Origin of the sequence: Prevotella sp. ICM33 (assembly GCF_000517825.1) — a bacterium.
GTDB classification, from domain to species: domain Bacteria; phylum Bacteroidota; class Bacteroidia; order Bacteroidales; family Bacteroidaceae; genus Prevotella; species Prevotella melaninogenica.
In genome coordinates this window covers 108,823-123,183 of record NZ_JACD01000072.1, presented here as the reverse complement: position 1 = coordinate 123,183, position 14,361 = coordinate 108,823, and the positions used below count along the sequence as shown (strand labels likewise).

Annotated in this window: 11 protein-coding genes; 9 read left to right on the top strand and 2 right to left on the bottom strand. The window is 38.4% G+C overall.

What is annotated here, in order from left to right; translation table 11 throughout:
* Position 1: 1 nt before the first annotated feature.
* The 5 genes from purD to HMPREF1505_RS09155 all read left to right on the top strand — a co-directional run bounded on the left by purD (position 2) and on the right by HMPREF1505_RS09155 (position 5,660).
* Positions 2–1,270, top strand: a complete 1,269-nt coding sequence (purD, locus tag HMPREF1505_RS09175) for a phosphoribosylamine--glycine ligase (protein WP_036924834.1) — start codon at positions 2–4, stop codon at positions 1,268–1,270.
* Positions 1,271–1,356: 86 nt separating this feature from the next.
* The gene (locus HMPREF1505_RS09170) at positions 1,357–2,301 is read left to right on the top strand and encodes a hypothetical protein (protein WP_036924831.1); all 945 of its coding nucleotides are present in this window, start codon (positions 1,357–1,359) and stop codon (positions 2,299–2,301) included.
* The gene (locus HMPREF1505_RS09165; RefSeq protein ID WP_004359806.1) at positions 2,274–2,726 is read left to right on the top strand and encodes a YqaA family protein; all 453 of its coding nucleotides are present in this window, start codon (positions 2,274–2,276) and stop codon (positions 2,724–2,726) included. Before HMPREF1505_RS09170 ends, HMPREF1505_RS09165 begins: the two co-directional genes overlap by 28 nt.
* Positions 2,727–3,225: 499 nt before the next feature.
* Positions 3,226–4,893, top strand: coding sequence for a formate--tetrahydrofolate ligase (locus HMPREF1505_RS09160; protein WP_036924829.1), 1,668 nt, complete (start codon positions 3,226–3,228; stop codon positions 4,891–4,893).
* 332 nt (positions 4,894–5,225) lie between these two features.
* The gene (locus tag HMPREF1505_RS09155; protein WP_036924826.1) at positions 5,226–5,660 is read left to right on the top strand and encodes a hypothetical protein; all 435 of its coding nucleotides are present in this window, start codon (positions 5,226–5,228) and stop codon (positions 5,658–5,660) included.
* 84 nt (positions 5,661–5,744) lie between these two features.
* Here HMPREF1505_RS09155 and HMPREF1505_RS09150 read toward each other — a convergent pair whose 3' ends face one another.
* Positions 5,745–6,536 carry a glycoside hydrolase family 25 protein gene (locus HMPREF1505_RS09150; RefSeq protein WP_036924824.1) on the bottom strand — a complete coding sequence of 264 codons (792 nt, stop codon included), beginning with the start codon at positions 6,534–6,536 and terminating at the stop codon, positions 5,745–5,747.
* Positions 6,537–6,911: 375 nt separating this feature from the next.
* Between HMPREF1505_RS09150 and HMPREF1505_RS09145 the strand changes: the two genes are divergently transcribed.
* Together HMPREF1505_RS09145 and HMPREF1505_RS09140 are read left to right on the top strand one after the other, a co-directional pair.
* Complete coding sequence (locus HMPREF1505_RS09145) at positions 6,912–7,331, top strand: hypothetical protein (RefSeq protein WP_036924823.1); 420 nt, start codon at positions 6,912–6,914, stop codon at positions 7,329–7,331.
* A gap of 148 nt (positions 7,332–7,479) precedes the next feature.
* A complete protein-coding gene (locus HMPREF1505_RS09140; RefSeq protein ID WP_081722948.1) occupies positions 7,480–8,190 on the top strand; it encodes a GDSL-type esterase/lipase family protein in 711 nt (236 codons plus the stop codon).
* A gap of 379 nt (positions 8,191–8,569) precedes the next feature.
* On the opposite strand, the gene dnaB is transcribed toward HMPREF1505_RS09140, so the two are convergent.
* Complete coding sequence (gene dnaB, locus HMPREF1505_RS09135) at positions 8,570–10,090, bottom strand: replicative DNA helicase (RefSeq protein WP_013265241.1); 1,521 nt, start codon at positions 10,088–10,090, stop codon at positions 8,570–8,572.
* A 98-nt stretch (positions 10,091–10,188) separates the two neighbouring features.
* Here dnaB and ispE point away from each other — a divergent pair, with 98 nt between their 5' ends.
* Together ispE and HMPREF1505_RS09125 are read left to right on the top strand one after the other, a co-directional pair.
* Positions 10,189–11,028, top strand: coding sequence for a 4-(cytidine 5'-diphospho)-2-C-methyl-D-erythritol kinase (ispE, locus tag HMPREF1505_RS09130; protein WP_036924819.1), 840 nt, complete (start codon positions 10,189–10,191; stop codon positions 11,026–11,028).
* A 23-nt stretch (positions 11,029–11,051) separates the two neighbouring features.
* On the top strand, positions 11,052–14,351 hold the full coding sequence (locus HMPREF1505_RS09125; protein ID WP_036924943.1) for an exodeoxyribonuclease V subunit beta: 3,300 nt from the start codon (positions 11,052–11,054) through the stop codon (positions 14,349–14,351).
* The last annotated feature ends 10 nt before the right edge of the window (positions 14,352–14,361 follow it).

The window sequence follows — 14,361 nt, the reverse complement described above, 5'->3', positions numbered from 1 at the left end:
TATGAGAATATTACTTTTAGGTAGCGGCGGTCGTGAACACGCCTTGGCATGGAAGATTGCACAGAGTGCAAAGTGTAGTAAACTCTTCATCGCACCAGGTAATGCTGGTACGGGAGCAGTTGGTGAGAACGTTGCAATCGGAGTAAATGACTTCGGCAAACTTAAAGATTTTGTTGTCGAAGAGAAGGTTGATATGGTTGTTGTTGGTCCTGAAGACCCATTGGTAAATGGTGTTTATGACTGTTTTAAGGAAGACAGCCGCACAGCTAATATTCCTGTTATTGGTCCTTCAAAAGCTGGTGCTGTACTCGAAGGGTCTAAGGACTTTGCCAAAGCTTTCATGAAGCGTCATAATATTCCGACAGCTGCTTACGAAACATTCGATGGTACAACGATAGAAGAAGGCATGCGTTTCTTGGAGACGCTTAAGGCTCCTTATGTGTTGAAAGCTGATGGCTTGGCTGCTGGTAAGGGTGTTCTCATTCTTCCAACGCTTGAAGAAGCTAAGAAGGAACTACGCGAAATGCTTGGTGGTATGTTCGGTAATGCTTCTGCAAAGGTGGTCATTGAGGAGTTCCTTTCTGGTATTGAGTGCTCTGTATTTGTACTTACAGATGGTACTCACTATCAAATATTACCTGAAGCAAAGGACTATAAGCGCATTGGTGAGCATGATACAGGCTTGAACACAGGCGGTATGGGTAGTGTTACTCCTGTTCCATTTGCTACCAAGGAGTGGATGGGAAAGGTAGAAGAGCGCATTATCCGTCCTACTGTTGATGGTTTAAAGGCAGAGGGTATTGATTATAAAGGCTTTATCTTCTTTGGTTTGATTAATGTAGAAGGTGAACCTATGGTTATCGAGTACAACTGTCGTATGGGTGATCCAGAGACTGAGAGTGTCATGTTACGCCTAAAGAGTGATATTGTTGATCTCTTTGAAGGAGTTGCAGAGGGAAACCTCAATCAGCGACAGGTTGAATTTGATTCACGCTCTGCCGTTTGTGTAATGCTTGTCAGCGGTGGTTATCCTGAAGAGTATGTGAAAGGTTATCCAATCACAGGACTTGATAAGGTTGAAGATTCTGTAGTTTTCCATAGCGGTACAGCTGTGAAGGAAGGTCAGGTCGTTACTGCTGGTGGTCGTGTAATTGCAGTGTCTTCTTATGGTGAGAATAAAGAAGAAGCACTAAAGAAGAGTTTTGCGGAAGCTCAGAAGATTGAATTTACGGATAAATATTTTAGAAGAGATATAGGACAAGACCTATAGTCTTAGTCCTTTGAAAGTAAGGAGATAACTCTTAAGTTGTTTATTACTTAGCAACTTCTCATGGCTATCTCTACATATCATCTATTATGCAACAAAAACGCATTCAAAATCGAATAGCAGAAAGCCGCTGGACACAAGCATACGTTGTTTCAGCGGCTGCTCTTGTATGGGTTATTGCGGGGATATATAACCCTTCAGTAATAGTGCCAGGTATATGCCTTTTGCTGTCTACTTATCTTATGATGGAACTGAATAATGCCAATGCGCTTATTCGTATCTATAGCAGAATGGTGTCATGTTCGTTCATCGTCTTTGCGACTATGGCTGTCTTTATGTTCCCATCTATTCAATCAGCCATCATCATGTTAGGCTTTGTAGGGTTCTATACATTTGCTTTTCGTTGCTATCAAAACACACATGCACCAGGTTGGATGTTCTATGCATTCTTCTGTATAGGTATGGCAAGTATTGTTTGGGTACAAACACTTTTCTTCCTACCAGTACTCTGGGTTATTATGCGTACCAATATTCTCTCGATGAGTCCACGCAATTTTGTTGCATCCCTTCTCGGTATAATCCTGCCCTATTGGTTCTATGCAGGATACTTGGTGGTCAAAGGAGACATTACAATACTCATCAATCATTTCGCTAAGATTGCTGTGTTTGGTGAACCATTCAACTTAAAGTTTCTGAACTTTAGTCAAGCATTGACTTTATCATTTGTGTTAGTATGTGCTATGATTGGTATTGTTCATTTTATGAATCAAAAGCGCAATGATAATATTAGGACCCGTTTGTTCTATCAGATTTTCGTAACAATAGATCTTTTAGCAATAGTCTTTTTCTTTTTGCAACCTCATCATTATGAAGCATTGCTGAGTGTAATGATTGTTACTACAGCTCCACTCATTGCACATTTCTTTGCACTAACACGCACAAGGATAACCAACTGGATGTTTATCATTCTTTCTTATTCAGCTATCATCATCACCCTATTCAACTTATGGAATCTCTTACACAATTACTTGTAGATTATGGTTATTGGGGAATGTTCTTATCAGCATTCCTTGCAGGAAGTTTCTTACCATTTAGTAGCGAAGCAGTAATGCTTGGGTTACTTGCAGCTGGCGTAGACCCTGTTCTTTTACTTGTTTATGGTAGTATAGGTAACGTTTTGGGAGGAATGTTGAATTATGGTCTTGGCAGGTTAGGTAAACTGGAGTGGCTTGAACGGTATTTCCGAGTGAAAAAAGAATCATTGGATAGAGCTTATCGCTTTATGGGCGGACATGGTGCATGGATGGGATTTTTTGCTTTCCTTCCTATCCTTGGTAGTGCCATCACCATTGTTTTAGGACTTACACGTGCAAATATTGTTTTGTCCGTGTTAAGTATTACAATAGGTAAAGTGCTTCGTTATGCAGTTTTGATTTGGGGTGCAAGCTCTTTCTTTTAGTCCGTTTTATCCAAAGGACATATCCATAGGCAATGTTACCCCTCATTGAATATTTGAAATACTTTAGTGTGTACAATATTCTTCTATCAATAACTTGATAGCATTTTAGTAATATATAATAAGGAGTAAAGCTCTCAAAATAATTATTGTTTAGCCTCCGCACTATTGGTGTTTAGCATTCGCACCATATGTGTTCAGCACTCGCACCACATGTGCGGAACATCCTTAAGTTGATAAAAAGGTGCATAGATGAGTCTATTCAGGTATTATACGATAGATAGGATTTGGCATATAGACTAATGTTTATGCGCTTGTATTCTGTGGATAAACTATAATCAAGTGGCATAACAGAAAGATCGAAGAACAAGATAAGCATCTTGAAACGACAAAAGGTTGGGTCATAATAATTAAAAGCAAAAAACTTTTTTTCGCAAGAAATGGTAATATTCAAATTTTATTTCTATCTTTGCGATTATAACTTTATAAAAAGAATATAACTATGAAATCTGACATTGAAATTGCACGCTCATGTAATATGAAGCCAATAGAGGAAGTAGCAGCTACGGTCGGTATTCCAGCTGATGCTTTGGAGCATTATGGTAAGTATATGGCAAAAGTGCCTCTCTCATTGATTGATGAAGATCGAGTAGCTTGCAACCGTCTTGTTCTTGTTAGTTCAATCTCCCCTACCCGTGCTGGTATTGGTAAAACTACAGTTAGTATTGGTTTATCAATGGCACTTAATCGCATTGGTAAGCGTTCGGTTCTCGCTTTACGCGAGCCAAGTCTTGGCCCTTGTTTTGGCATGAAGGGCGGTGCTGCTGGTGGTGGATATGCCCAAGTAGTACCTATGGAGAAGATTAATCTCCATTTTACAGGCGATTTCCATGCTATCACGAGTGCACATAATATGATTGCAGCCTTGCTTGATAATTATATTTATCAGCATCGTAGTGAGGGCTTTACTTTGAAACAAATTCTCTGGAAGCGCGTCTTGGACGTAAATGATCGTAGCCTTCGCAACATCGTTACTGGTCTGGGTGCTTCTACTGATGGCTTACCAACACAGTCAGGTTTTGATATTACGCCTGCGAGTGAGATTATGGCAGCATTATGTCTTGCTGATAGTGAGCAAGACCTCCGTCGTCGTATTGAGAATATGGTTTTGGGTATCACCTTTGACGATAAACCATTTAGAGTACGCGATCTTGGCGTGGCTGGTGCAATAACAGTTCTGTTGATGGATGCTATCAAGCCTAACCTTGTTCAGACACTGGAGGGGACAGCAGCCTTTGTTCATGGTGGACCATTTGCGAATATTGCCCATGGCTGTAACAGTTTAGTCGCAACCAAGATGGCTATGTCATTGAGTGATTATGCTATCACTGAAGCTGGATTCGGTGCAGACCTTGGTGCAGAGAAATTCTTAGACATTAAGTGTCGTAAGGCTGAAATTCATCCTCGTGTTACTGTTCTTGTTTCAACTTTACGTGGTTTGAAGATGCACGGTGGACTTGTTGATGGTGCATCGCATGAACAGGAACGTCAAGCACTTGTGGATGGCTTTGCTAATCTCGATCGTCATGTTGAGAATATGCAACGCTTTGGACAGCCAGTGATTGTCACACTAAACCGATATGGCGATGATACTGAGGAAGAAATTGCTCTTCTTGCAGAACACTGTAAGATGTTGGGTGTAGGTTTTGCAGAAAACAATGTGTTCTTGAAAGGTGGTGAAGGTGCTGAGGATTTGGCTCGTCTTGTCGTTGAAACCATTGATAAGCAGGGAGCTAAGGACATCAATATGACTTATGCGGATGAGGATAGTATTGAAGAGAAAGTTAATAAGGTAGCCAAGAATATCTATGGTGCACGTTCAGTTATACTCAGTAAAACAGCTGTAAATAAACTGAAACGTATTCATGCTTGGGAGATGGATAAGTTCCCTGTCTGCATTGCTAAGACACAATTCTCATTCAGTGAAGACCCTAAGCAGGTGGGTGTAGCTAAGAATTTCGACATTACTATTCGTGACTTTGTCATCAATGGAGGTGCTGAGATGATTGTTGCTATTGCTGGTGAGATAATGCGTATGCCTGGCTTACCTAAGATTCCTCAAGCAGAAAAGATTGATATTGTTCGTGGTCAGATTGAAGGTTTGGCTTAACGAGCATCAATATTCTTTGTTTAAACCCAAATCAGTCATTAGAGCCTAAACATATTTTGTTTTATTATTGAGCAGATTGTTTGGCTTTGTTACGCAGGCGTAGCGGGCTACGTCAAGATACAAAGACAGACAAGATGCCGATAAGAAAATAAAAGATGTTAGGAAACAAAGCCATAGAAATGAAAACTATACATATTGTGGTCTAATGACCGATTTGGGTTAAACCTATACTTGTATAGTTTTATAGGATTTCTATATAAACTATACAAGTTTCTTCTTGACACAAGATATTACTATTACCAGATGTAACTTAGGATGTTAACGAAAATAATATGAAGAAAAAGACAATACTACTAATCATCTTTTCTGTAATCCTTATAGGTGCAATTATTTGGTGTGTCAATGCACCCTATCGTGAAGTAAATCTAAATGACAACTTAGAAACGATTCAAAAGTCTGAATCTTGTATCTCTGTTCATGAGTTGTATAAAGATAAAGACTGGGACACAATGATCGTTATTAAGCCTTACGATAAGCGTACTGCCTCTGATGAAAGAATTGATATGGGCTATGCTGGGGACAGAGCTGCTATCCTTGATAACACTTTATTTGATAGTATCTGTACACTTCTCTTTATAAAGGGGAATAAGCTTGTCGCCTTTTCGAGTATTTATCGTAATGTAATTGATTTTAGTTCACTGAGCAAAACAACCTATAAGGCTGCAGATAAAATACAAATTATAAATAAGTTTGCGACAGATTGCTGATTTTACCCTAATCAATCATTAGAGTCTTGACCTATATACTTATTGTGGTTTAATGACAGATGTGGGTTTAATCGGTGCAAACTCTTATTTAGGCATTTTGAAATCATCTACAGAAACACCTTCACGTAGCTGGTTTATGTCTACGTATGTCCATATTCCACGCACCCTCCCACGCTTACTTGACTGCCATATGTCGTGCTTAGTATCTGGTAGTTGAGGCGGAAGATTATAGTTTGCAATGAACAATCGATACCTGTTAAACTCTGGATAAAGGTTCAGATGATAATAAGCTTCATTGGTGTAAATCATCGGAGAATGTCCTGTTCGTTCCTTTATTAATCGGATAAACTCAGCAAGATTCTTCTGAATAATCTCACGTCCCCAACTGCGTGTTCCATCCTTTTCTATGTCTACAAGTAGTAATAAGTCTTGCTGACTAAGGTCAATGTTAGCAAGAAAGTTATCTACCTGGCGTTCCATAGAAGTTCGATAAGTCAAGAAGTGATAAGAACCTACTAATAAGCCTCTTTCCTTTGCAGCTTTAAAGTTTCTCTTATAGAATGGGTCAACGATAGAACTACCTTCTGTAGCCTTGATATAGACAAAACGGAGTTGTGGATTCTCCTCCACTAATTCATCCCAATGTATTTTCCCTTGATGGCGTGAGATGTCCAGACCATCAAAGTCTTTGGAATATGGTCCCTTAGTCATATCGTGGTAAGGCCATTGGTCGCTGACTACAGAGCGCGACTTTCGCCATGGTTTAAGGTCAATGATAAGAATAGTAATCAGCACTGCTAAAGCAGCACAAACCCACCACCAAAAACGATGTTTGTTGCGCATTTGCTTTCTGCGCCTACGTTTACGCTTTATCATCTGTTGTCTTAACTTGTAGAGCTTATATCTGGAATGTTAAGCATATTAGGGTCGATAAGCCTAATAATATGCGTTCTTACGACTTTAAAACATCGCAAAGGTAAACATTCTTTTTCAATACTACAAATTGCATATATCGTAAAAAGGATATGATTTCATCGATTATATGCAAGTTAAAGTGATTGTTTAACCAGTTTAACATTCATCTCTAACTTTATTAATTAAATGTTAAAGTGTTGTATATCAGGAATATTTTTTTTATCTTTGCAGTGTTAATATGAAACTGAGGCGTGGTGGTAACTCATTCTCACATAGGAACACGCCGTAGAGAGTAGCTCTATTGACTTACTCTTCCAAGGTTTCGGAAAGTTTTTAATGATGAGAATTTTAAAAGTAGTAAGTATTTGTTTCTTAATGATTTTTGCTTCACATGTTGAAGTGTCAGCCAAAAAAGATGGCTTTGATTGGGAACCAGTAATGAATGCAATCATCCAGATTGAAAGCAAGGGTAATCCTGCAGCTGTAAATGGTCCTTATGTTGGTGTACTGCAGATTTCCCCAGTTTTGGTAAAGGAGTGCAACAACATCCTTAAAAGTACTGGTAGCAACAAGCGTTATTCGCTTTCGGATCGCTTTAATGCTGCAAAGTCAAAGGAGATGTTTATTATCATTCAGAGTTTCCATAACCCATTAAATAGTGTTGAAAGAGCTATTCGCTTATGGAGCGGTGGTATTCGATATAATGTGGCTAAGACACAAGCTTATTTACGCAAAGTAATGCGTCACATGAACTAATAAGCGCAATAATTATTTAAGAATCCTCTTATTTAAAAGTCCGGCTATCCTTTCCTTTGGAACAGATAACCGGACTTTTCCTTTCTTTTCTCTTTCTTTTTTCTTACTTTTGCAGTAAGAATACATCAGATTATTATTTCGTATTCTGATGGGTTTGACGTGTTATACAAGTATTTATATGAAGACAAAGCTATTATTTTATCTTTTCCTTTCAGTTACTACCCTATCAATGCATGCTCAAAATGTTACGTATCACGGCTCAAAACACTATAACATAAGAGTGAATCAATTTAAGCAAGAAGGCTCTTTGCCAGATAATGCAATTGTTATGTTGGGTGATAGTCATTCCGAATATGGGAAAGACTGGAATCGTTTTTTTCCAAACGCGAGAAAGATTATCAATAGAGGGATTATAGGAGATGATAGTCGTGGAATCTCTAAACGCTTAAATCAGATTCTGCCTTATAATCCCGGTAAGATATTCTTTGAATGCGGAACAAACGATTTAAGTCATGGTTGGACGGTTGATCGTATATTTCAAGGGGTAGTTAATGTCATAGAGACAATTCGAACAACATGTCCACAAACCAAGCTGTACGTACAAAGTCTTTTACCTTTAAATGAAAAGGTTGGTGTGTGGAAACTACTTAAGGGTAAGGATGATATGATTATTCAGTTAAATGAGAAGTTAAAGGATTACTGTAATGACAATAAACTTGTTTTTATCGACCTCTATCATCCCCTCTTAGGTGTCAATGCTAAGGAAATGCACGCAGACTATTGTCGTGATGGACTGCATCTTTCGAATAAAGGTTATGAAGTTTGGGCAAATATTATCCGCTCTTATATCAATGAATGATGTTAGTGTTCATTTTAGAGGTTTGCTGTTGTTCTTGATGATAAAGCCGAATTTAGTTGTTATGTAACTGTTGATTTGTCTTTATCAGTATCTCTATTTGTAAAATAAAATCACATCTTGAAAAATAAAAGATGCTTTTTGGGCTTGCAATTAACGCCCAATTAGCTTCCAAAAGGTGCCCTTTTGCGATGTTACTAACGCCCTTTTGAAGTCCAATTAAGCACCTTTTTGTATAGCACTTTGCAACTAATTGATAATCGGTTAGTTACAAAGACGAAAAATAACGACTATTTTGACCTTATGTAAGGTTTGATAGTCGTTATTTTTGTAATGAAATTTCGTAGACTTTATGTATCTTGAAAGGATTACCTAATGTCGTTTAGAAGGGTACTCTCATGTCTCCACTTGGGTATGGTGGTATAGGGTCATCATTCATCTTGCTACCAACAATCTCACCACCTAATGGGTCATTAGGCATTGGAGCAGCCATATCCAAATCCTCAGGATTAGCAAAACGAGTGTATTCACCACGGAAGTTGAGTAGAACATCACCAGTTGCACCCTTACGATGCTTGGCAATAATAATCTGAGCCATACCATGAAGGTCGTTTCCGTGGTCATCTTGCAGAATATGATAATACTCTGGTCGATGTACAAAGAGTACCATATCGGCATCCTGCTCGATAGCTCCAGACTCACGCAAGTCACTTAACTGTGGGCGTTTACCCTCACGTGGGTCACGCTGTTCAACTGCACGACTCAACTGTGACAGTGCTAATATTGGAATGTTCAGCTCTTTTGCAAGTCCCTTCAAGGAACGGCTAATCGTAGAAACCTCCTCCTGACGGCTATTGAAGCGCATACCATTGGCATTCATCAGCTGTAAGTAGTCAATCATGAGCACTTCTATATTATGTTCACGCACCAATCGACGCGCTTTTGTACGAAGCTCGAAGATAGAAAGTCCAGGTGTATCGTCAATATAAATCGGTGCACCCTGCATCTTTCGTATGTTAGAGTCGAAACGTTCCCACTCGTCAGGTGTTAGCTGACCATTAAGAATCTTGTTACCAGGTACAGAACAAACGTTTGAAATTAAACGATTGACAAGCTGTACGTTGTTCATCTCAAGAGAGAAGAACGCAATTGGTTTACGATAATCAATGGCAATATTTTTAGCAATACTAAGTGCAAAAGAAGTCTTACCCATGGCAGGACGACCAGCAATAATAACCAAGTCGGATGCCTGCCAACCAGCTGTTATCTTATCTAAGTCGTGGAACCCACTTGGTACGCCAGTTAAGCTACCCTTATTGTTTGCAGCCTTGAGAAGTAATTGATGGGCTTGTTCAACGACAGAGTCAATCTGTACATAATCTTGTAGCATATTCTTCTGGGAAATCTCAAACAGAGCACCCTCGGCTTTCTGCATCAACTCGTCAACATCCACGGTTTCATCGAAAGCATCAGTCTCAATCATTGATGCGAACTGGATAAGTTGTCGCGCCAAGAACTTTTGTGCAAGAATATGTGCATGATACTCAATGTGTGCAGATGAAGCAACATTGGAACTAAGCTCAACAATATATGCAGGACCACCAACTTCTTCAAGTGTTCCTTTATGACGAAGTTCTTCTACTACGGTCATAATATCTACAGGCTTCTCCTGCAGATTCAGAGATTGCACAGCCTCATAAATCTTCTCATGACGAGACTCATAGAATGTCTCTGGTTTGATAATCTCTGAGACAACAGTAAAGGCATCCTTATCAATCATAAGCGCACCTAAAACAACCTTTTCAATGTCAGTTGCTTGTGGTTGTAGGTGACCAAACGTTGTGTCGATAGGAGCCTGCTTGGTTCTACGACTACTTTTATTGTTATTACTTCTTTCTGCCATATGGTGGCAAATTTACAAAAAATATTCCATTTCTAACACCATTCTTCTAAGCTTTTATTATCTTTGCAAAAAAGAATTCTTTAATTATATTTTAGACTATGATTACCTTTCCTTGCTGTAAAATCAACCTTGGATTAAATATTGTTGCAAAACGTCCTGATGGCTATCATGACCTTGAAACAGTTTTTTATCCTGTTCCTTTATGTGATGTGTTGGAAATTAAAAAGATGGATGAGGAATTCCCTTCTCCTACTCCCATTGACTTAAAAGTGACTGGTCATGCTGTAGAATGTGATGAGCGTAATAATTTGGTAGTTAAGGCTTATCATCTCCTTGCAAAGGATTATGAGTTACCTCGCATACATGTTCACCTTGTTAAGCGTATTCCTATGCAGGCAGGACTTGGAGGTGGTTCAGCTGATGCTGCTTATATGATTCGATTACTCGATGAGCGTTTTCGTTTGAATATGGGTAATGCAGAGATGGAGCGTTATGCAGCCCAATTGGGTGCTGATTGTGCGTTCTTTATTCGTTCTGAAATAGCCTATGCAACGGGAATAGGTGATGTTCTTGCACCTGCAGATAACGAACATCATAGTTTAGAAGGATATTATCTTGCATTGGTAAAGCCTGATGTAGCTGTCTCTACTGCGGAAGCATATGCTGGAGTGACACCAAAGAAGCCTGCGAAAAGCTGTCGTGATATAGTTCGCCAACCAATTGATACATGGCGTGATGAGCTTACAAATGATTTTGAAAAATCTATTTTTGCAAAATATCCAGTGCTGGCTGATGTTAAAGAAAAGCTATATGCGAATGGTGCTTTGTATGCACAGATGTCAGGTAGTGGTAGTACTATCTTTGGTATCTTTGGTCAAAAGCCAGCGAATATAAAGGAATTTTTCCCAGGAATGTTCACATATTGTGTCAGACTCTAATTCCAATTCTTTAGATATTCATGATGGAAAAAGCATTAACGGTTTATAAAGCGTCAGCAGGTTCAGGTAAGACTTTTACGTTAGCATCGGAATATATTACTTTAGTGGTAAAGAATCCACAAGATTATAAGAAGATTCTTGCTGTTACCTTCACCAATAAGGCAACGCAGGAAATGAAAACGCGTATTCTTTCCCAGCTATATGGTATTGCCCATAAGTTGCCAGATTCTCAGGCATATTATGAACAGGTATTACGGAAGACTGGTTTCCCTGAACTCACGATTAGGGAGAATGCCGCTGAAGCCTTGTCGCTGCTTACCCATCATTATAATGAGTTTCGTGTACAGACGATTGACGCCTTCTTTCAATCTGTATTGCGTAATCTTGCTCGTGAACTGAATCTTACGGCTAATCTCCGTATTGATCTCAATGATGAACAAGTGGAAGCTCAGGCTGTCGATGAGTTGATTAATAGTCTTGAGGAAGGCGAAGAGGTCTTGACTTGGATTCGCGATTACATCGATAAAAATATTGAAGATGACAAGGGGTGGAACGTCATTGGACAGATAAAAGACTTTGGTAAGAATATTTTTAAGGACTTTTATAAAGACCATAAGGCAGAACTTGATAGTCGGTTTCGTGAAGAATCGTTTTTTGACGATTTCATCACGGTTTTGCGTAAGATACGAAAGGAAAGTCCTAAGAAGGTTAAAGAACAGGCAGGGAAGTTACTTCAAAAAATAAGTGATGCTGGTGTTGATACAGGATATCTCATTAAAGGATTGTGTGGATATATCACTAAGCAGTTTGAGAATGAACCTACTGATGATGGACCATCTGCAAATGTGTTGAAATGTCTTGATAGTCCAGATAATTGGTTGTTGAAGAAATGTCCTGCAGGGGAGAAAGAGCGCATTAGTACTCTTATATCCGAATCATGGTATGATGACTTACTGCTATTAGAACAATATCGAAAAGAATGTTGGAAAGAGTATCAATCCAGTAATCTTACACTTAAACATCTTTCTCAACTTCGTCTTTTACATGCCATTTCTGAGGCTGTTGATGAGATAAATAAAGACACGAACCGGTTTATGCTAAGTAACACTCAGTCACTACTTAGCACTTTGATGAAAGATACTGATACTCCATTCGTTTTTGAAAAGATGGGTGCTTACTTGAAGCATATCATGATTGATGAGTTTCAAGATACGAGTACTATTCAATGGACTAATTTTCGTAAGTTACTCGATAACTGTATGGCTCAAATAGAATCTCACAATTTGATAGTGGGTGATGTTAAGCAGAGTATTTATCGATGGCGCCAAGGTGATTGGAAATTACTAAACAATATTGAGTATGACTTCTCTGAAGAGCAAATAAAGATAGAACCACTTGAAACTAATTATCGTTCTGAAGAGAATATAATCCGATTTAATAATGCTTTCTTTACGCAGGCCGTTATTCAAACAGTTAAAGAATTAGAGAGTGATGATATAAAAGGTGCTTCTCAGTTGATTGAAGCTTATAAAGAGATTGAACAGAAACCAAGAAAAAATGATGGTAAGGGATCTGTGCATATAAAACTCTTTCCTTATGATAAAAAGGCAGTATCAGAATATAACGAGAATGTTCTCAATGAATTAGTTAGTAATATCCGTGAACTATTAAAACGTGGGTATAAACAAAAGGATATTGCAATTCTTGTCCGATCAAAAGGAGTAATACAAGATATTGCCGACAAATTCCAATGTGAGTTTGGTACAGATGTAAGTATAGTTTCTGATGAGGCATTCCAATTGGATGCTTCGTTAGCTGTTAATGTGATTATTGCTGCTCTGCGATTGCTTACACATCCTGATGATAAACTTACAGAAAGTAAGTTGGTTAAGCTTTATCAACAACAAGTAAAACAGACGGATAGAGATAATAATGCTTTATTTGTAGATGAAGGTGAAAGAGAATTAAAGTCTTTTTTACCAAGTGGTTATGTAGATAAGTTTGACTTTTTGTTAAGATTGTCACTTGTAGACCTTGTTGATGAGATTTACTCACTTTTTAATCTCGGTAGTCTTGAAGGACAAAGTGCATACGTATGTACATTCTACGATACATTGAATGAATATTTGAGAGACCATCCTGCAGATATTGATGATTTCATCGAAGAATGGGAAGATAGTCTTTCAAGCAATACAATTCAAAGTGATGAAGTTGATGGAATACGTTTGATTACCATTCATAAGAGTAAGGGATTGGAATATGATAACGTTCTGATTCCTTTCTGTGATTGGGGATTAGAAAAAACAGTAGGTAATACAATATGGTGTCCAGGTGATAATAAGGAGAAGCCTTATGGAGATTTACCGTTGATTCCGATAGATTTTTCTAAAAAGATGATAGGTACTGTCTTTGAAGATGATTACAAAGAAGAGCATCTTCAGAATACTGTAGATAACATGAATTTGCTTTATGTTACCTTTACACGTGCGGGAAAGAACCTATTTATTACTGGTAAAAAGGCTTCTAAAACCACTTTTACTAAGCTACAAAATGGTAATACAGCTACAGATCGCTCACAAATTATTCAATTAGTTATTGATAATCTTGCTAATGAATTGCCAGAAGCAACGGTTGATGATGCTGGTGATAAGGAGGCTATCAGTTTCGATTTTGGTACTTTGTTGGATTGTGAACAGCGTGTTGATAAGGAGAAGTCTACGGAGAATCCTTTTGAACTTACTCCAAAGACGCATAAATTAAAGATAGAAACTTTCCCCCATCCAGTTAGCTTCCGACAGAGTAATAAGAGTCATGACTTTATCAATGGTGAGGATATTGACCCTTCGGATGCTAATCGTTATATAAAGGTTGGAAATATACTACACCAACTCTTTTCTACGATCCTTACTGAAGATGATATTGAACCACGCTTGAAGGAATTAGAACAAGAAGGAGTTATCTATAATGATGAGGTTACATCGAGAGAATTGCAGAATAAGATTGCCAATGCTCTGATGAATGAGAAAGTAAAAGATTGGTTTAGTTCACGATGGAAGTTGTTTAATGAGTGCACCATTCTTGACTATGATAAGGAGAGTGGAGATATTCATGAACATCGTCCTGACCGTGTAATGACCGATGGAAAGGAGATTATTGTAGTAGATTTCAAGTTTGGTAAACCACGTGAAGAATATCATGAGCAAGTACAACGCTATATGAGTTTGCTTATGCGTATGGGCTATGAGAAGGTGTCTGGTTATATTTGGTATGTCGTTAGAAACGAGATCGTACCAACTCCTTTTCTTCCATTAAAGGGCAAATAGCCTATATTAC

Excerpts from the sequence above, each read along its gene's own strand:
- HMPREF1505_RS09145 (WP_036924823.1), top strand. The coding sequence starts at position 6,912 with ATGATGAGAATTTTAAAAGTAGTAAGTATTTGTTTCTTAATGATTTTT.
- HMPREF1505_RS09160 (WP_036924829.1), top strand. The coding sequence starts at position 3,226 with ATGAAATCTGACATTGAAATTGCACGCTCATGTAATATGAAGCCAATA.
- HMPREF1505_RS09155 (WP_036924826.1), top strand. The coding sequence starts at position 5,226 with ATGAAGAAAAAGACAATACTACTAATCATCTTTTCTGTAATCCTTATA.
- HMPREF1505_RS09140 (WP_081722948.1), top strand. The coding sequence starts at position 7,480 with ATGGGTTTGACGTGTTATACAAGTATTTATATGAAGACAAAGCTATTA.
- HMPREF1505_RS09170 (WP_036924831.1), top strand. The coding sequence starts at position 1,357 with ATGCAACAAAAACGCATTCAAAATCGAATAGCAGAAAGCCGCTGGACA.
- HMPREF1505_RS09150 (WP_036924824.1), bottom strand. The coding sequence starts at position 6,536 with ATGATAAAGCGTAAACGTAGGCGCAGAAAGCAAATGCGCAACAAACAT.
- purD (WP_036924834.1), top strand. The coding sequence starts at position 2 with ATGAGAATATTACTTTTAGGTAGCGGCGGTCGTGAACACGCCTTGGCA.
- dnaB (WP_013265241.1), bottom strand. The coding sequence starts at position 10,090 with ATGGCAGAAAGAAGTAATAACAATAAAAGTAGTCGTAGAACCAAGCAG.
- HMPREF1505_RS09125 (WP_036924943.1), top strand. The coding sequence starts at position 11,052 with ATGGAAAAAGCATTAACGGTTTATAAAGCGTCAGCAGGTTCAGGTAAG.
- HMPREF1505_RS09165 (WP_004359806.1), top strand. The coding sequence starts at position 2,274 with ATGGAATCTCTTACACAATTACTTGTAGATTATGGTTATTGGGGAATG.
- ispE (WP_036924819.1), top strand. The coding sequence starts at position 10,189 with ATGATTACCTTTCCTTGCTGTAAAATCAACCTTGGATTAAATATTGTT.